Origin of the sequence: Micromonospora sp. KLBMP9576, assembly GCF_050941805.1 — a bacterium.
Taxonomy (GTDB): domain Bacteria; phylum Actinomycetota; class Actinomycetes; order Mycobacteriales; family Micromonosporaceae; genus Micromonospora.
In genome coordinates this window covers 6189159-6207029 of record NZ_CP194567.1, presented here as the reverse complement: position 1 = coordinate 6207029, position 17871 = coordinate 6189159, and the positions used below count along the sequence as shown (strand labels likewise).

Here is a 17871-nt window from a genome sequence, read left to right as displayed (position 1 = left end):
ATGCCGGAGCCGGCATGTCGACCGATTGCGACACCCGCCGGGTCCCGGCGTCCTCCGCCACGTCGGCGGCTGACGATCGGGCGGGCGCCGTCCAGGACCGCCGGCGCCCACCCGATCGGGGATGATGGGAGGGCCGGGGCGTCGTGCCGCGCCGGAGCCGACGAAGGGAGGCCGCCGTGACGGATTCCGGTGCCGAGGCGCAGTGGCTGGTGCTGCTCGACGCCGACTGGGCAGACGACACCGGCGGCCAGCCACCCGCCCAGGCGATGGTTGGCGGCTGGCCGCTGCGCCCGGACGGAACGGCCTTGCCCTTCCAGCCCAACCCCGACTACCGGCCCGCCTCGCCCGGGTCGGCGACGGACCTGGTCGACGCGGCGGCGCGGACGGTGGTGGCCGGGCGGGCCGGCGGCGAGACGGTGCTCTGGGCCCTGCGCGACTCGGTCCAGTGGCTCGCCGTCGATCAGGACGGCGTACCGGTCGTCGACGCGGCTCCCGACGGTGTCCCGTGCGTGCTGGTGACGACGAGCGGTGTCCACCGGGACCGCATCGCGGGCCCCGCCTGGCGCGAGGTCACCGGCGCGCAGCTCGCCGGGGCGCTGCCGGCGGGCACCGACGTCCTGATCAACCTCGACGGGCCCGCGGGGATGCGCCTCGCCGGCGACGTGGTCCGCGACGCGCTGGCCGGCCACGCGGCTGACCAGCGGATGTGAGCCGGGCCGGCAGGAGGCCGGCAAGGGTGGACGCGCCCGGGCCGCCGGCGGGCGGCTGGCTCGCTGGAGCGTCTACGGGGGGTCGGCGGCGGCGGTGCCCCGCTCGGCTTCGAACGCGGCGACGGCCCGGTCGGTGAACAGGCCGTGGCGCAGGATCGTGCGCCTGCGGGTGTGCTCTCGCCCGCGCAGCGCCGGGTCGGTCTCGCCGACCGACACCTCGGCCATCAGGACGGCCAGCAGCAGGTCGTCGAGTTCGATACCGGGACGGAGCACCCCGGCCCGTGACCCGGCCCGTGCCAGGGGCCGGAAGGCGTCAGCCGTGCGCGCGGCCAGGTTCGCGAAGAGCGCGGTGTCGGCGCGCGACAGCACGGAGCCGACGGATCGGTTCGACAGTTGCATGTCCAGTACGAACTCGAACAGGTCGAGGACCCCGGCGGGGCGGTCGGCCAGCTCCGCCGCCCGTTTCTCGATGTGCCCGAGGTTGTCCGCGTAGATCGTCGCCGCGAGGGCCTCGCGTGAGGCGAAGTTGCGGTAGAGCGTGGCCCGGCTGACCTGCGCGACCCGGGCGATCTCCTCCAGCGCCACGTCGTGGCCGTGCTCGGCGAAGACGGCGCGTGCCGCGGCGAGCAGCCGGTCCCGGTTGCGGGTGGCGTCGCGCCGCTTCGCGCGACCGTCGGTGTCGGTGGAAGCGTCGTCTCGCACGGAGCGGACTCTACCGGTAATCCGAACAAGGGTGTACGTTTTCAGCTCGGGTTAAACGTACATTGGCGTACGTTTTGTGATCCACGAGGGGGAGCGAACCGCCATGCGAGGACTTGAGGGCAAGCGGATCCTGGTCACCGGCGCCGCGACCGGCATCGGTGCCGCCACCGCGCTCCGGCTGGGGCAGGAGGGCGCCCGGCTGTACCTGGGCGACATCAACGAGGGCGGCGTCGGCGAGGTCGCCGCGAAGATCGAGGCGGCCGGCGGCTCGGCGGGGTCCGCCCGCTTCGACCTCGCCGACGCGGCGACGGTGGAGGCGCTCGTCAGCGGTGCCGTCGCCCACCTGGGCGGCCTCGACGGCGTGGCCAACGTCGCGGCGGACCTCTCCCCGGCGACCCTGGGCAACGACGTCGCGCTCGTCGAGGCCGACGTCGCGATCTGGGAGCAGACGCTGCGGGCGAACCTGATCGGGTACGCGTTGGTCGGCAAGCACGCGATCCCGCACCTCATCGAGGCCGGCGGTGGGGCGATCGTGAACACCACCTCCGGCGCGTCCTGGGTCGGCGAGCCGGTCCGCCCGGCGTACGCGGCATCGAAGGCCGGCATCAACGCGCTGACCCGGCACGTCGCCAGCGCCTACGGCAAGCAGGGCGTACGCGCCAACTGCGTCAGCCCCGGCGCGGTGCTCAGCGAGACCGCGCTCGCCACGATGAGCGACGAGTTCAAGGCCCAGATGATGGCCGGGGTCACCGTTGCCCGTCTCGGTCAGCCCGACGACCTGGCCTCGACGATCTGCTTCCTGCTCAGCGACGACACGAGCTGGGTGAGCGGCCAGGTGTGGAGCGTCAACGGCGGCGGCGGCTTCCGCGACTGACCGCCCGCCGGACGCGCGCGTCCGGTTCGCCGGGCGTAGCGCCGCGTACCGCCGGCGGAGGCGCGTCCGAGGGCTTCGGCGCCCGGTGCGCGTCCGCCGGCGGTGAGTTCGTCGAGACAGACGAACTCACCGCCGGCGGACCTGCTTCGCCGCGCTGGTCGCGCCCGGCGGTGGGCGGCCCGGAAGGGCTACCGGGCCTCGGCGACGTGGATGCCCCGGCCCGGGAACGGCACGGCCGGGTCCCGCTGCCACAGCCGCAGCCTCACACCTTCGCGCTCCGGTCGGTGTCCTTCCCCTTGCCCTGGCCGGACGCCGGATCCGGCCAGCTCCCGGCCGCGTCGGGCAGGTCCTGGTAGGGGTCGGCGACCGGAGTGGTGCGGGCCCGCAGCAGCAGCCGGAGCCAGAACGCGAGCAGCATCAGCGCGGCCGCCACGGCCAGCACCGTCATCGCGAGGGCCACGGTCCGCCCGCCGCCGGAGGCTCCCGGCGCCCTGTTCGCCCCGCTCGCCGGGCCGTTCACGTTCTCGGCGGGGGTCGCCACCGGCTGCTCCTCGGGCAGTACGGCCTGCACCGCCGCGACCGGATCGATCATGCCCTGCCCGTAGCTGGCGCCGGCGGCGTTGTCGGTGGGCTTGCGGGCGGTCGCCTTGACGCGTGCCACCACCTGGTGCGCGCGCAGGTCCGGATGCGCCGAGCGCACCAGCGCCGCCTCGCCGGCCACGTACGCCACCGCGTACTGATCGCCGGTGCCCACGAACCGGCCCGTGCCGGCCAGGCCGAGACTGCTGACGTCGATACCGGGCGCGACCACGTCCACGCCTCCGGGCCGGTACTTGGTGGCCGACTGCCCGTTGGCACCGATGGCGCCGACCCGCAGCAGACCCGCCTCGGGTAGTGCGGCCGACGCGTTGACCGGCGTCCCGTCGCGGGCCGCGCCCGCCACCACGACGACGTCCTTGGCGGTCGCGGCGGTGATCGCCTTCGCCACCAGGGTCTCGTTGAGGTCCACCGAGGAGCCAAGGGCGATGACCGTGGCGCCGGAGGCCACGGCCCGGTCCACGGCACTTGCCTGGTCCTCCGGCCGGGCCGTCGGCTTGTCACTCACCAGCCGGACGGGCAGCACCGTCGCATCCGGCGCGACGCCGACGAGCGTGCTGCCCTTGGCCGGCTGCGCCACGATGATCCCGGCCATCGCGGTGCCGGTGCCGAGACAGTCGATGTTGCCGGGCCCGCCGCCCGCGTCGATGCCGACACCGACGGTCACACGGCCGGCGAGCGGGGCGAGCGCGGCGTCCACACCGGAGTCGATGACCGCGATGAGCTGCCCCTTGCCGCGGCTGCGGCCCCAGGCCCGCTCGGCACCGAGCCGCTTCGCGGCCCAGTCCGACCCGGTGACGCCCTTGCGGGCGGGGGTGGGCCGGCACTGTGCGGCCCCCGGCGCCCGGGGCGGGACGGTCGGCTGCACGGCCGGCTGCCGGGGCGGGACGGCGGGGCTCATCCCCTGCTGCGGCGACCCGGCGGGAGCAGTGGTCCCCTGCTGCGGCGACCCGGCGGGAGGGGTCGACCCCTGCTGCGGTGCCGACGGGCCGTCGCCGCTCGGTGGCGACGACTCCCGGGCGCCGGTGGGCCGGGGCGCGGGCGTCTTCTTGGGCGGCGCGGTGGTGCTGCCCGGTGCGGGCGCCGGAGTCCCGGTGAGCGTGCCGTACTGCACGCCCGCGCCGACGGCGTCCCACGGCAGGACCAGCCGCCAACCCGGCCGCAGCTTGTCCGGGGCGGTCAGGGCGCCGCCGTCGGCCTGCTGCCGGCCGAGGTTGAGGTGGAACACCTCGTCGGCCCGGTCGGCGGTGCCGAGGAAACGCTCGGCGATCCGGGGCAGGGTCTCAGGTGCGCCCTGGTACGAGGTGGTCACCGTGTGGTACTTGACGTACGCTTGGTCGTCGGCCTGGGCCGGGGCGACCGGCAGGGCCGCGGCGACCAGGCCCAGCAGGATCGCGAAGCACCGCCGGGAAGCCGTCTTCACCGCTTTCTCCTTGGTCATCGTCATCGCACCGGGGTCAGGCGCCAGAGGTGGTCGGCGGTGCCGTTGTCCGCGTGCTGGAACAGCCGCATGCCGTCGGTCGTCACCATGTACTGCAGGGCCAGCAGCAGGCCGCTGCCCACGTTCTGGAGGTGGTACTGGCCGTTGCCGGCCGGCTTGAGCCGCCACCGGGTGGCGGGGGTGCTGGTGTCCGGCACCTGCGCGACGAAGGCGTACGGCTTCGTGGAGCCGTCGAGCGGCGAGAGCACCAGGCCGTTGTACGCGCTCTTGATCCGGACGGTGCCGTCACGGTCCCCGACAAGCAGCCAGCGCTGGCCGGCGTCGCCGCTGGCGGACTGCTGGACGAGGATCTCGTTGGCCGCCTTCGAGCCGCCGGGAACCGTCATCGCCTTCTGGCTGTGCCCATTGATGAACTTGTAGGTGGTCGGTGCCGCCCGCGACGGGGTCGGGGTGGGCGAGGGGCGTGCCGGGGCGGGGGTGCGCTCGGGCGTCGGGCTGGGGGTGGCCTTCGGCGTGGGCGAGGGCGAGGGCGACGGGCTGGCGGTCGGGGCCGTCCTGCCCAGCGCGGAGTAGAAGTCGGTCAGCGCGGTCGTCCGGTCGGCGAACTCCACCGCCGCCGGCACCGGTGGCACGCCGCCGGCCGCGCGTACCGCGTCGGGGCCGACCCGGAACGCCGCCAGGGCGTGCCGGTGGCTGGCCCCGCCCATCGGCGTGAACGTCTTGACCAGCGCGCACATCGTCCTGCCGAGCGTCGCGATCGCCGCCTGCGGCTCCCACGGCGAACTGCCCGCCGGGGCGTACGTGCTCCAGAGGTCGGCCCGGAACTGGGCGATGCCCATCCGGCCGTCCGCCGAGCGGAGGTTGGGGTCGAAGGCGGAGGCGGTCATCAGCTGGGCAGCGACCTGGGCCGGGGTGACCTGCTTGCAGATCGACCCGGCCGCGCGTACCGCCGGCAGGTGTTCCGCCGGCACGGCGATCGGTGAGCGGGTCAGCTGCCCGGGCGCGTTCCCCACCGGCGCAACCCCCTGCGTGGCCGGCGCGCGGGTGCCGCCGAAGACCGTCTGGTCGGCGTACCACGGCACGTAGCCGGCGACGCGGCGCACGTATTCCGTCGCGCGGGCCGGAACCCCGCCGGCAGCGCGGACCGCGTCGATCCCGGAGTGGTAGGCGGCGAGGGCGACCCGCCACCGGTCCCCCTCGATCCCGGCGACGCGGGCCTGGCCGACGAGGTCACACATGTGGTGGGCGAGCGCGTGGACGCTGGCGGTCAGGTCCCGGGCCTCCGCCCGTGGCCACGGCGCCCACGTCCCGAAGGCGGCCGCGGGCATCGCCGCGACGCCGCCGGCGGCGGCCGGCTCGAAGCCGGAGTTCGCCATGAGCTGCGCCGCCAGCCGGGGCCCGCTCAGCGCCGGGCAGGACAGCGCGGCGAGTGAGATCGTCTGCGCGGTCGCGGCGTCGACCGGTCGCCCCACCGGCTGCGCCGGGTCGGCGACCGCGATCTGCCGGCCGGCCACCCCCGTCGTCACGCAGATGAGGGCCAGCACCAGCGAGGTCACCACCGCGCCGCGCCGGCTCATCCCCGTCCACCACGCCACAATTTTGCGCACGCTCGGCCTCTTCACGACAGTTCCGTCTCCTCGTCACAGCGGTACGACGCCATCTGGGTGTCCGGGCTGGCGGTTCCACGACGGACGCGACGGCCGCTGCGTTCAGCCGGACCGCCGGGCATTTGTCCCGCCGGTCTCCGGTCGCCGTCGTCGGGGCGACCGGAGGGCCCGGTGCGGGGCTTTCCGCCGTGGCGGCCGCCGCCGGCGGCGGCCGGGCAGCGACCCGGATCCTCAGCTCGGCGCTGCATAATCAAACCCGTCACACGCATGCGACCCCAAGCCGGCCCGCACCAGCCAGAGGAGAACGTGGAACTCACCAGCCAGGACAACGGGGAAGGCTTCGGGGCTGCCGCTCTGCCGGCCACCCGGCCCGGGTTGGCGTTGCCGTGATCGACGTCCTGATCGTCGACGACAACCCCATCGTGCGTGACGCCCTGCGCACCTACCTGGCCGTCGCGGACGACGTCCGGGTGGTCGGCGAGGCGGCGGACGGGCGCACGGGGCTGAACGCGGCGCAGCGCCTGCGTCCGGCCGTGACCCTGCTCGACCACCGCATGCCCGTCGCCGACGGCCTCACCGTGGTCACCCAACTCGCCGAGCACACGGCGGTGCTCGTGCTGACCAGCGACTCCGCCGCGGCGTTGATCGCCGCGATGCTCCGCGGCGGCGCCCGCGGTTACCTGGTGCACGGCGAGTTCGACCCGCCCGAGCTGCTCCGCGCGATCCGGGCCCTTGCGGCGGGGGAGGGCTGGCTCTCGGCGCGCGGTGCCTCGGTCACGATCTCGGTGCTGCGCGACCAGGCGGCCCAGGAACGGGAGAGCGCCGGGCGCGCCCGGCAGGCCCACCTGGAGCGGGAGAGGTTCGGGCTGACGGCCCGCGAGGAGGACGTCATCGAGCTGCTCTGCGCCGGCCACTCGAACGCGGCCATCGCGCGACGCCTCATGCTGACCGAAAAGACGGTCAAAAACCATCTTTACCACATCTTCAGCAAGCTCCAGGCCCGCAACCGCACGGAGGCGGTGCTGCGCTGGTCGGGCAAGCAGTAGCCGGTCGGGCGTTGCGCTGAACGCGCCGCCCCCGTCCGCCGTTGTGTTGACAGTGATCAGAGTCATGGTCGTGCACCCGGACCCGCCCGAGCGGGTGGCGCTCCGGGCTGCGCTGGACAGCGGCAACCGGATACGAGTGGTCGGCCTGGCCGGTGACGGCTGGGAGGCGCTGGCCCTCGCCCGCCGGCTGCGTCCCATCGTGATCCTGATGGACGACCGGGCGCGGGCGCCCGACGACACCGATCTCCTGCGCGCCCTGGCCCGGCGCTCAGAGGTGATCATGCTGACGCACCTGACCGAACGCCACGCCCTGGTCGCGCTCCTGCTCTGCGCACCCGTGCGGGGCTGCCTCGTCCACGGCCACTTCGAGCCACCGGACCTGACGGCGGCCGTGCAGGCCGTCGCGGCCGGGCTGGGTTGGCTCTCGCCGATCGCGGCGGCGGAGGTCGCCTCGGCGCTGCGCGGGCCGGTCGGGGCCACCCGGATCCTGGGCGCCTCGGCGGCGGGAGTCCCGGTGCCGGCCGCCTGAGCGGCGGACACCCCCGGTGTCCGTGGGCCGGCACCGGGGCGGTGCCGTGGCGTCCGGCCGGTCGGTGGTCACGACCGCGCCTCGTCACCGACGAGGACCTCCCGCGCCGCCCGCAACGCGTAGAAGGAACGCGACCGGACCGTCCCCTCGGGGATGCCGATCCGCGCCGCCGCCTCCGCCACCGACGCCCCGTCGTAGTAGAGCCGGACCAGGACCGTGCGGTGCTCCGGGGTCAGCTTGTGCAGGGCGTTGTCCAGCGTGAGGCGGTCGAGCAGCCCGTCGACCGGGTCGTCCGGAGACCGCACCCAGCTCAGGTCGACGCCGTAGACCTCCGCCGGCCGCGCCGCGCGGGCCCGGGCCGCGTCGATCGAGAGGTTCCGGGCCACGGTGAACAGCCACCGGCGGGCCGCGGACGGCTCCGTCGGCAGCTCGTCGAGCCGGCGCCAGGCCCGCAGCATCGTCTCCTGCAGCAGGTCCTCGGCGAGTTCGTACTGACCACGGGTCAGGCGCAGCAGGAAGTAGAAGAGCGGCTGGGCATTGGCCCGAACGACCGCTGCCATCCGGTGCTCGGGTGGGGTCCCCACCTCGGCAGGATCGGCCACACACGCACCCATCGCCTCTGTCCCTCCACGCCCCGGCCGCGGAAACCGGCCACGAGACGGACGGTAGTGACGCCGGGGGCAGGAGCACCTGAGACGAAAGGCTCAGACGGGCCCAGACCAGGACCCAGACGCCGCCGACGCGCCGGTGACGCCGCTCTGGTCCCACCCCGTCCCGCCCGACGCGCGGACGATGACGCTGAGGACACCGGTCGGCCCGAAGAGCCCGTCCGCGGCGATGTTCCACTCGTCCTCCGGCCCGAGCCGCGCGCCGGCTCCGGCGGGACGCCGCGCCAGCGGCTCCAGCACCCGCCGCAGGGCCGCCAACTCCGCCATCACCTGGCTGGCCGTACCGGCGACGGCGGACCCCGACGACGGCGCCGCCTGGCCCGCCACGGCCCGGTCGGCGAGCGCCGCGGCGATGTCGGTGAGCGCGTCGGCGAGCATCCGGACGTAGACGTCGTAGCCGGCCAGCAGGGCCTCGAAGCGGGCCGCGGTCAGCCCCAGCCCGCCGGGTTCAAGGCTGGCCAGGTGACCCCGGAGGCGACCGAGTTGACGCTCCACGTCGGCCGCGGCGGCACCACACCGGTCCGCCGCCGCGGCGTAGTCGCAGGCGCCCGCCGGCGGGGTGGCACCGACCTCCCCGCCGCCGCGCTCCGCTGCCGATCCCATCCGCCCGTCGTCTCCCTCGTCCGGTGGACACCCGCGGTGCGGGCACCGTCCCACCCTCAGGACGTAACGCGGCCGTTCGGCGTTCACCTGAACCGGAAAGCCCGCTGATCCGTCATGGAGCGTGGGCGACGGACCGGCCGCGCGGCGAGGGAGGCAAAGGTGGAGGAGCTGAAGCCCGAAGTCGGCGTGACGGGCGGCAGCGGCGTCACGTCCACGGTCGAGCCACCGCGCCGCTGGCACGGGATCCCGTGGTTTCCGGACCGGCCGCACGTCAACCCGGAACCGATCCGCCTGCACATCCCCTGCGCCTGGTCGCCCGAGCGGGTCGCCGTGGAGGGGCTGCCGAGCCCCGAGCTGTCCCTGGTGGGCTGGCTGGACGGCAGGCAGGCCGCCCGGTCGAGCACCGGCAACCACATGGTGGCCGTGTCGGTCGAGCCGGGTGCGGCGCTGGACCTCACCCGCACGGGCGAGGGACTCCCGGCCGACCTGCGGCACCTGTCCCGCTCGTCCGGCGCGTACCTGCTGCCGGGCGGGTGGCTGGACCGGGTGCGACTGCTCGACGGGTACACGGCCGACGGCGCGGGCAGGTTCCGCCGCTGCGACGTGCCCGCCATCACGCTCACCCTCCGGTGCACCGGCGCCCGTCACGGCACCGACGGCCTTCCCCACGACGTGGTGCGCTGGCCGCGTAAGGCCAGCACGGCCTACGCGGTCGTGGCGGGACCGCCGGACGGGGACCTCCTCGCGATCCACCAGCGCCGCCCGGCGGTACGGCAGGGGCACCGTCTCGTCCGGTTCCGCGTCGAGCCGGGGTACGCGATCGACGTGACGGCCACCGCGGCCCGACTCGCCCCGCTCTCCTCGGTACGCACCCGCCTGGCGGACCTGAGGGCCAGCGGCGTGGAGTTGATGCTGCCCCGCAAGGCGTTCGGGCGGGTGCCGGTGACCCGGGTCTTCGAGGCGTCGGGGCGGGCCTGGCGTCGCTACGACGGAGTGCGTCCCGGCAACGTCGGCGGACCGTGAGCCGACTGTCGTTTCCGTTCCACGACGCCGACGCCCACCCCGGATGTGAGCGGCGCCTGTCATCCCTTCCCGTACCCGCCGGTGATGACGGCGGCGGCCAGCTCGACCCGGGACCGGCACCCGGTGCGCGCGAACAGCCGGGTCAGGCGGTTCTCGACGCTCTTCTCGCTGGTCCGCAGCACGGTGGCGGCCTCCCGGTTGGAGGCGCCCTCGGCGACGAGCGTGGCCAGCAGGCGCTCGTTCTCCACCACTGTCTCGGTGCGCCTCGGCACCGACACGTCGTGGGCCCGCATCAGGTTGCGGACCCAGCAGGCGTGCAGGCCCGCGTCGAGCGCCCCGTACAGCTCGTGTGCCTCGGCGAGCAGCCGGGCGGCGTCACCACCGGCCGCGACGGCCCGCTCCGCGGCCTGGGCCAGCAGGAAGGGCTGGCCGAGGCCGCGCGCGAGCAGGACCGCCTCGGCCGCCGCCCCGTTGTCCCGGTCGGCGGCGGCGCGGGCGAGGAGGTGGTGCACGGCGGTGTACGGCAGGCCGGTCGCCTCGGCGAGTCGCCCGGTCTCGTGAACGCCGCGCCGCGCCTCGGCCACGTCTGCGCGCGCCACGGCCAGCTCGGTGTGCAGCAGCCACAGCTCGGCCGCGCCGGGCACCGTACCGGAGGCGGCCACGGCGGCCAGCCCCGCCGCCACCCGTTGCCCGGCCGCCCGCTCGGCGCCGAGTGCCCGTTCGACCTGCGCCTCGGCCAGGTCGAGTAGCTGCGGCAGGGCGGTACGTCCGGCGCGCGCGCCGGTCAGCAGGGCCCGCGCCCGGGCCGGCCTGCCGCGGCCGAGGTGGACGAGCGCGGCCGCGTGGCACAGCGCGCCGTGTCCCGGTTCGAAGCCGGCCAGGTGCGGCGCCGGCAGGCCGAGCCCGGCCAGGTCGAGCGCCTCGTCCCAGCGGCCGCGCCGCCAGGCCAGCAGCGCCTGGTCCAGCTCGGGCAGGCGGGCGGCTGCGAGCCCCCGGTCCTGGAGCAGCCGCTCGGCGGCGTCGGGAGCACCGAGCATCGCCAGCACCCGCACCCGCGCGGCGACCAGCCGGGGCGGGGCCTCGCCCGGGGCGGGTGGTGGCGCGGGGCGTCCACACAGCGTCGCCACGATCTCCGCCAGCTCTTTGGCGGTCCCGTCGTCGCCGGCGTGGGCGGCGTCGGCCAGCAACCGGTCGGCCTCGGGCAGCCGGCCCACCGTGGCGAGCGCGGCGGCCCGAGCGGCGACCGTCGTGCCCGCGGGCCCGGGCAGGCGGTCGGTGCCGTCCGCGATCCGTTCCACGGCGGCGACGTCGCCGCTGCCGCGCAGCCCGGCCACGTGGATCAGCAGGGCCTCCGGCCAGGCGTCCCGGGGCAGGTCGGCGGCGTACCGGCCGAGCAGCAGCCGCGCGTCGCCGGCCGCGGCCGGGAAGTCTCCGCGCAGGGCCCGCACCCTGGCGCGGGCGAGCAGCACCCGGGCGCGCTCGGCGGGCTCGGCGCTGAGCTCGGCGGCGGCCGACAGCCAGCGTGCCGCTGCCCGCCCGTCGGCCACCGCGGCCGAGGTGCCGGCGGCGACCAGCTCGCGGGCGGCCCGTCCGCTCTCCACGAGGCGCCCGGCCTCCGCCAGGCGGTCGGCGAGGTAGGCCGGGCCGGCGGGTGGGGCGGTGCCCGCCCAGAGGGCGTCGACGGCGGCCCGGGCCAGGCTCCGCCGTTCGAAGGGCCCGAGCTGGGACCGGAGCGCGGGCGCGAGCATCGGCACCGCGAACCGCCAGGACGACTCCCCGGCGCGCCGGCGCAGCCGCAACACGCCTGCCCCGACGAGTTCCGCGAGCCCACCCGCGATCTCCGGTGGGGTCAGGCCGAGTGCCGTCCCGGCCAGCTCCGGCACCGCGCCGCCCAGCGGGTGCAGCACCGCGACGGCTTTCGCCACGGCCCAGGCCGGTGCCGGGAGCGCCCGGATCGGCGCGAGGACGGCGTGTGTCTCCGGCAGGTGCAGCGGGTGGTCGTTGCCGGTGAGGCGGACGCGCTGGTCGACCACCGACAGGGCTCCCGACCGCCGGTACGCCTCCACCACCGCGTGCACCATCGCCGGTCTGCCTCGGCTGGCCCGGCGCAGGTGGCGGCTGAACGAGGGGTGGGGCCGCGCCTTCACCAGGTCGGTGACGACGCCGTCGATCTCCGGGCGGGAGAGGGGCCGCAGCGTGCGGACCCGGGCGAGGCCGTCCGCGCAGAGCCGCTCCAGCAGCGGACGGCCGGCGGCGGCCGGGGTCCGCACGGCGCAGATCAGGTACGCGGTGGATCGCGGCAGCAGGCGTACCGTCCGGTCGAGCACCGCGAGCGAACCCTCGTCGATCCACTGTGCGTCGTCGACGAGGACGCACAGGCCGGGATGTGCCGCCATGCCGGCGGCGAGCACCGCCACCTGCCGGTCGAGGCCCGGGCGACCGTCGCCTGCCGGATGGGGCGTGGCGAGGGCGCGGGAAAGCGGAAACCCGCCCGGCAGCGCGCTGATCTCTCCCGCGAGGCGGCTGGCCAGATGGAACGGCAGCCCGATCTCCGGCGGGGAGAGGCGCACCCCGACGACCGGCGTGCCCCGCTCCTCGGCCCTGGCACGCAGCCGGGCCAGCGCCGTGCTGCGCCCGATGCCGGCGGGTCCGGCGAGCACCGTGACCGGCACCGCCGGCACCCCGGGCAGCGGGACCGCCGGCGCTTCCACGGCCGCCGTCACCGGCCGACACCCCCGGTCGGCGGAAGCACGAGGTCCTCGACGGTCAGCCGGGTCAGCTCGGCGGCGCTGACGTTGGGCATGGTCGAGAGCCGCGACGCCTGCCGGTCCGCCATCCGCTCGAAGACCTTGCGGGCCTCGCGGCCGTTGCCGAACGTACCGTCCTTGGGGATCTCGTCGAAGTGCGCGAGCAGCGCCGCCGCCGCCGGTTCGTCGATGCGGTAGTCGTGGCGCTCGCAGTGGTTCTCCACGATGGTCACCAGCTCCGCCGGGCTGTAGTTGGCGAAGGTGATGGTCCGGCTGAAGCGGGACTCCAGGCCGGGGTTGGCGGCCAGGAAGCGTTCCATGTCGGCGGAGTAGCCGGCGGCGATCACCACGACGTCGTCGCGGTGGTCCTCCATCAGTTTCACCAGCGTGTCGATGGCCTCCCGCCCGAAATCCGGGCCGGTCCCGCCCCGGCTGCTGCTCAGCGTGTACGCCTCGTCGATGAAGAGCACCCCGCCGAGCGCGGACTTGAACGCCTCGGTGGTCTTGATCGCGGTGCCGCCGATGATCTGCGCGACGAGGTCGGCGCGGGCCACCTCGATGAGGTGGCCCTTGCGCAGCACCCCGAGCTCGGCCAGGATCGCCCCGTACAGCCGGGCCACAGTCGTCTTGCCGGTGCCGGGTGCGCCGGCGAAGACCAGGTGCCGGGCCATCGGCGGGGCGGAGAGCCCGGCCTCCTTGCGGCGCTGGGCCATCTTGTTGAGGTTGACCAGCGAGGTGACCTCCTGCTTGACGTCGTGCAGCCCCACCAGCGAGTGCAGTTCGCGCAGCGGGTCCGAGCCACGGGCGACGGCGATCCCCTGCCCACCGGACTGTGCGGCGGCGGGGGAGGGCTCGGGCGCGGCGGTGGCCACCACGCCGTACGCGTCGGGGAGGGCGTTGCGGGTGCTGGTCAGCCCCTCGACGCGGACCAGCGCGCCCGGTGTCGTCTGCCGCAGGCCGGCGCCCCGGTTCTCCCGTACGGTGCAGCCGCTGATCCGTACCGCCTCGCCCGTGTGCAGCTCGATCCCGTCACCGCCGTTGCCGGAGAACTCCGAGTCGGTGACGGTGCCGGAGGCCTCCGCGTCGAAGCGGCAGCCGGCCGCCTCGGCGTGGTGCACCCGGCAGCCGGCGAGGGAGATCTCCGCGCCGGCGACGGCGCGTACCCCCTCGGCGCCGGCGTGCGCGATCTCGCAGTCGGTGAGCGACACCATGCCGTCGCCGACGTGTACGCCGACACCTCCGCTGCCGTTCAGGCTGAGCCCGCTCAACGACGGCCGGGCCCCACCGCCGACCGACACGCCCACCGCCGCGCAGCGTTCGATGGTGACGTTCTCGAACCGCCCGCGTGCGCCGTCGAGCGCCTCGATCGCGGCCCCGTCGCAGCCGGCCACCTCCAGGCGACGGAAGAACGGGTCGGCGCCGCCGTCGAGGCGCACCCCGGCGCCGGTGCAGTCGGTCACCGTGAGGTCGGTGAACTCCGGTGTGCTCCGGTCGCCGACGCTCACGCCGGTGCCCGCGATCCGGTCGGCGGCGCACGCCTCCAGCCTGCCGCCGGCGCGGCCGGCGAACCGGTACCCGGAGCGGCGCGCGCCGCTCACCCGGCAGCGCCGCAGGGTGGGGGCGCACCGCTCGCCGGTGAACACCCCGTCGGCCCCGCTGCCGTCGACCGTGCACTCCTCGAGTGTCGCGGTCCCGGTGGTGGCCAGGTACACGCCGACGCCGTTGGTGTCGGTCACGGCGAGCCGGCGCACGGTGACCTGCGCCTGCTGCTCGGCGGCGAGCGCCGGCTTGCCGGCCTTGCTGATCTCGGTGTCCTCGATGGTGATCCGGCCGTGGCCGTTGAGGCAGATGCCGTTGCCCTTGGCCTGCCGGACGACGCACCTGCGGACCTGCAGCACCCCGTGCTCGGCCACGACCACTCCGGAGGTGCCTATCTCCTGGATGCGGCAGTCGTCGAGCACGCTGCCGGCCGCCGAGGTGACCACGACGCCGGCGCCCACCGTGTTGCGTACCTGGCTGGACCGCATGGTCAACGAGCCCGTGTCGCGGACGAAGACGGCCGCCCACGCCGCCGCGCCGAGTTCACACTCGGTGACGCTGAGCTGGCCGCTGACGAGGGCGAGGGCCGGGCTGTCCGGGTCGGTCGCCTCGATCGTCAGGCCGGACACGGCGGCGGACTCGGCGGCCAGGAAGAGCGGTACGCCGGTGGGCGGGGCGAGCGTCACCGTGCCCGGACCGTCCACGGCGGTGATCGTGACGATCTTGGTCAGTACGAGGTTCTCCGGGTAGTTCCCAGGGCGTACTGCGATCACCGCGCCGTCCGGGGCGGCGCTGATCGCCTCGGTCAGCGTCCGGTAGCCGGCACCCCCGGACTGGGTCACGGTGATCCTGTGCTGGTTCACGCTGGTGTTACCTTTCGAGTCGGGTGGGTCAGGAAGCCATGCCGAGCCCGGCCGGGGTGAATGGTGCTGCTCCGGCCGGCGAGGTGCCGGTCGGCGTTCCCGCCAGCGGTTGCCCGGACAGGCTCGCCGCGGCGAGTTCCACCCGGGAGCGGCAGCCGGTGCGGGCGAAGAGCCGGGTCAGGTGGTTCTCCACGGTCTTCTCGCTGACCCGTAACGCGACCGAGATCTGGCGATTCGTCCGGCCGTCCCGGATCAGCTCGATCACCCGCTGCTCCACCGGGGGTATCCCGGTGCGGTGCGGTGGCCGGGCACGCGGCACGGGCAGGCCGCGTTCCCGCATCAGCGCGGCGACCCGCGACCGCAGGAACGGGGCGGGCACGGCGCCGCAGGCCTCGTAGGCCTGACGCAGCCACGGCTGGGGCTCGGCCACCACCGCGCCGATCGCGAGGTACGTCTCGACCAGGGCGGGCCGGTGCCCACGCTCCCGGGTCAGCGCCACACCCGCGCGCGCCGCGACCGGGTCCCGACGCACCAGCGCGCGTACGAGCAGGCTGGTCTCTCGGGTGATCCACGGCTCGGCCCGGGAGCGGAGCGACTCGGCCCCGGTGAGCAGCCGGCCGGCCAGCACCGTGTCGCCGGCCCGCACGGCGAGCCCGGCCAGCCTCGGCAGGAGCTGCTCGACGCCGATCCGCCCGCTGCCGTCGGGCAGCCGGTCGAAGGCACGCCCGCCGTCGCGCAACGCACCCCGCACGTCCCCACCGGGGCGATCCGCCAGGCCGCACGCCACCCACGCCCGCAGCGCCCTGGTCGCCGGCCGCACCGGCACCGCCGCCAGGGCGGCGGCGGCCCGGCGGGTGTCGCCGAGCAGGGCGTGCGCCTCCGCCGCGAAGAGCCGGGCCAGGTCGGGCAGGACACCGTCGGGCCGGTCGGCGCCGCCAGCGGCGGCCGGCAGGACGACCTCCACCTCCACCTCCCGGGCCGCCGAGAGCACCGCGGGCAGGTCACCCGCCGCGAAGCTGTCCACCAGGCGCCGGTACGCCGCGAGCGGCCCGCGTGCCGGCGGACCGTAGCGGGGGCCGAGCACCAACTCGAACGCGGTGACGAGGTCGCCGACGGAGCCCGCCGCCAGCAACGCGTCGTCCAGCGGGCCCGCCGGTCGCCCCGGCCCGCCCCGCACCGACCACCGGACGGCGGCCAGCTCGGTCGGGTCGAGCAGCGGGTCACCGGCGGTACGACGCCCGCAATGCGCGGCGGGGGGATGGGCCTCGCCGAACCACCAGGCGTACGGATCGGCGGAGTCGGACCCCGGCGCCGGCACCCCGGTGTGGATCGCCGCGAACGCCCCGACCACGGCGAACTCCGGTGGGGCGGCCCGATCCGGTGGCACGGACGCGACCGCCTCGGCGAGTTCCCCGTACCGGCCGGCGCGGACCAGCAGGCGCAGCAGCCGTGCCCCGATCCGCTCGCGCTCGGGGCCGGCGCCGGCGTGCCACAGCGCTGCCCGCAGCCACCGGATCGTCCGTTCCGGCCCCGCGGCCTCGGACCGCCCGAGAGCCTCGGCGGCACCGGACGGCGAGGTGGTCGTCGCCGCGCCCTCGGCGTCCGGGGTCCGGCGCTCGGCCATCGCGGCGAGCCAGGCGGCGTGCCGGGGGTCGGGGGGCATCGCGCGGCCGGCCAGGGAGAGGTGGTCGGCGAGCGCCACGCTGTCCACGGCACCACCGAGACCGACGCGGCGCAGCAGCGCCGCCGCGAGGGCGCGGTGCAGCCGGGTGGTACCGCCCGGCCCGGCGTCCTCGACGATCCGCGCGGCGAGCGCGGCGCAGCGCGGGTGGAGCCGGCCGGCGTCGTCGACGACCAGCACGCCCGACTCGACGAGCCGGTCGGCTGCCCGCCCGTAGTCGTCGAGCCGGTCCCGGGTGGCCTCGGCGAGCACCGAGAGGTCCTCCACCGCCAGCGGCGCCACCGCCACGGCCGTGGCCAGGAAGAGCCCCGGCGCGCCGAGCGCACGGGCCCGGCCGACGAGCGGGTGGCCGGCGGGGAGCGCGATCGGGGTCCCCGCGCCGGTCAGGCACAGGTTCCCCCCGAGCACCGTCAGCCGACCCGCCCGCTCCAGGTCGGCCATGGTGGACAGGAGGGTACCGGGATCGCCGGACAACGGCCCGAGCGCCGCGCGCAGGGCCGGCAGCACCGCGCCGTCCGGCGGCGCGCCGCAGACCCGGGTCAGCATCGCCTCGACCGCGTCGTCCGGCAACGGCGGCAGGTCGACCACCAGGTCGGCGCGGGCCGCGAGTTGGAGGGCGGCCGGATGTGACCCGTCCCGGCAGGTCGCGACGACGAGGCAGCCGGGACGGGCGGCGGCACCGGCCGCGAGCGCCGGGGCGGCGAGGTCGTCCAGGTCGTCGAGGAGCAGGACCGCCGGCCCGGTGCGGCAGACGAGGTCGAAGGCGGCGCCGAGTTCCAGCACGAGTCGCGTCGCCGCGCCGGGACCGCCCGGAGCCTGCCCGAGCGCCCCGAGCGGACCGGCCAGCCGCGGCTCGCCGATCTCCTCGAACCGGTCCCGTACGGCGTCGGCCAGGCAGCGGAACCCGTACGGGTCGCCGGCACCCACGCCGCTGGCCCGGATCACCTGCACGCCGGCCCTGCGCCAACTGCGGGCGGCGGCCTCCAGCAGCGCCGACTTGCCGATCCCGGCCGGCCCGCGCACCAGCACCAGCCGGCCCCGCTCGGCGGTGTCGCACTGGGCGTCGTGCAGCGCCGCCAGCTCTGCCCGCCGTCCCGAGAAGGTGGTGCGCCGCCGCATCCGATCCCGCAGGTCCACGCCGCTCCCCAATCGCCCGTTCCGCCTCCACGACGAATCGGTCAGCCACGGCGTTCAGGTCGGCGTGCCGGAACCCGCGAGCGCCGCTCACGTATCCGTCGCAC

At 76.0% G+C, this 17871-nt stretch carries 13 protein-coding genes; 5 read left to right on the top strand and 8 right to left on the bottom strand.

The window, feature by feature from the left end; genetic code table 11:
• Positions 1-176 precede the first annotated feature (176 nt).
• Positions 177-710, top strand: coding sequence for a type VII secretion system-associated protein (locus ACQ452_RS27585; protein ID WP_433388628.1), 534 nt, complete (start codon positions 177-179; stop codon positions 708-710).
• A gap of 72 nt (positions 711-782) precedes the next feature.
• Here the strand turns inward: ACQ452_RS27585 and ACQ452_RS27580 are convergent, their stop codons facing one another.
• Positions 783-1412 (bottom strand): TetR/AcrR family transcriptional regulator, encoded by a 630-nt coding sequence (locus ACQ452_RS27580; protein WP_433388627.1) that lies wholly within the window; start codon positions 1410-1412, stop codon positions 783-785.
• A 103-nt stretch (positions 1413-1515) separates the two neighbouring features.
• On the opposite strand from ACQ452_RS27580, the gene ACQ452_RS27575 reads away from it, so the two are divergent.
• A complete protein-coding gene (locus ACQ452_RS27575) occupies positions 1516-2286 on the top strand; it encodes an SDR family NAD(P)-dependent oxidoreductase (RefSeq protein WP_433388625.1) in 771 nt (256 codons plus the stop codon).
• Between the two features lie 262 nt (positions 2287-2548).
• Here ACQ452_RS27575 and ACQ452_RS27570 read toward each other — a convergent pair whose 3' ends face one another.
• Together ACQ452_RS27570 and ACQ452_RS27565 are read right to left on the bottom strand one after the other, a co-directional pair.
• Positions 2549-4306 carry a S8 family serine peptidase gene (locus ACQ452_RS27570; RefSeq protein ID WP_433388623.1) on the bottom strand — a complete coding sequence of 586 codons (1758 nt, stop codon included), beginning with the start codon at positions 4304-4306 and terminating at the stop codon, positions 2549-2551.
• Between the two features lie 20 nt (positions 4307-4326).
• Entirely contained in the window at positions 4327-5931 is a 1605-nt protein-coding gene (locus ACQ452_RS27565; RefSeq protein WP_433388622.1) for an RICIN domain-containing protein, read from the bottom strand.
• Positions 5932-6317: 386 nt separating this feature from the next.
• Between ACQ452_RS27565 and ACQ452_RS27560 the strand changes: the two genes are divergently transcribed.
• The gene (locus tag ACQ452_RS27560; protein ID WP_433388620.1) at positions 6318-6977 is read left to right on the top strand and encodes a response regulator; all 660 of its coding nucleotides are present in this window, start codon (positions 6318-6320) and stop codon (positions 6975-6977) included.
• A 64-nt stretch (positions 6978-7041) separates the two neighbouring features.
• On the top strand, positions 7042-7506 hold the full coding sequence (locus ACQ452_RS27555) for a hypothetical protein (RefSeq protein ID WP_433388618.1): 465 nt from the start codon (positions 7042-7044) through the stop codon (positions 7504-7506).
• A 68-nt stretch (positions 7507-7574) separates the two neighbouring features.
• On the opposite strand, the gene ACQ452_RS27550 is transcribed toward ACQ452_RS27555, so the two are convergent.
• Both ACQ452_RS27550 and ACQ452_RS27545 read right to left on the bottom strand, forming a co-directional pair.
• Positions 7575-8066, bottom strand: a complete 492-nt coding sequence (locus tag ACQ452_RS27550; protein WP_433388617.1) for a sigma-70 family RNA polymerase sigma factor — start codon at positions 8064-8066, stop codon at positions 7575-7577.
• Between the two features lie 144 nt (positions 8067-8210).
• On the bottom strand, positions 8211-8777 hold the full coding sequence (locus ACQ452_RS27545; protein ID WP_433388615.1) for a hypothetical protein: 567 nt from the start codon (positions 8775-8777) through the stop codon (positions 8211-8213).
• Between the two features lie 159 nt (positions 8778-8936).
• Between ACQ452_RS27545 and ACQ452_RS27540 the strand changes: the two genes are divergently transcribed.
• A complete protein-coding gene (locus ACQ452_RS27540; protein ID WP_433388613.1) occupies positions 8937-9800 on the top strand; it encodes a hypothetical protein in 864 nt (287 codons plus the stop codon).
• 59 nt (positions 9801-9859) lie between these two features.
• Here the strand turns inward: ACQ452_RS27540 and ACQ452_RS27535 are convergent, their stop codons facing one another.
• From ACQ452_RS27535 to ACQ452_RS27525, 3 genes are read right to left on the bottom strand one after another with little or no spacing between them, the layout of a single operon-like run.
• Positions 9860-12523, bottom strand: coding sequence for an AAA family ATPase (locus tag ACQ452_RS27535; RefSeq protein ID WP_433388611.1), 2664 nt, complete (start codon positions 12521-12523; stop codon positions 9860-9862).
• Positions 12520-14949, bottom strand: a complete 2430-nt coding sequence (locus ACQ452_RS27530; protein ID WP_433388609.1) for a right-handed parallel beta-helix repeat-containing protein — start codon at positions 14947-14949, stop codon at positions 12520-12522. The genes ACQ452_RS27535 and ACQ452_RS27530 overlap by 4 nt, the downstream gene beginning before the upstream one ends.
• A 28-nt stretch (positions 14950-14977) precedes the next feature.
• The gene (locus tag ACQ452_RS27525; protein ID WP_433388607.1) at positions 14978-17767 is read right to left on the bottom strand and encodes an AAA family ATPase; all 2790 of its coding nucleotides are present in this window, start codon (positions 17765-17767) and stop codon (positions 14978-14980) included.
• Between the last annotated feature and the right edge of the window lie 104 nt (positions 17768-17871).

Coding starts and splice junctions, on each gene's coding strand:
- ACQ452_RS27545 (WP_433388615.1), bottom strand. CDS start 8,777: ATGGGATCGGCAGCGGAGCGCGGCGGCGGGGAGGTCGGTGCCACCCCG.
- ACQ452_RS27575 (WP_433388625.1), top strand. CDS start 1,516: ATGCGAGGACTTGAGGGCAAGCGGATCCTGGTCACCGGCGCCGCGACC.
- ACQ452_RS27555 (WP_433388618.1), top strand. CDS start 7,042: ATGGTCGTGCACCCGGACCCGCCCGAGCGGGTGGCGCTCCGGGCTGCG.
- ACQ452_RS27550 (WP_433388617.1), bottom strand. CDS start 8,066: ATGGCAGCGGTCGTTCGGGCCAATGCCCAGCCGCTCTTCTACTTCCTG.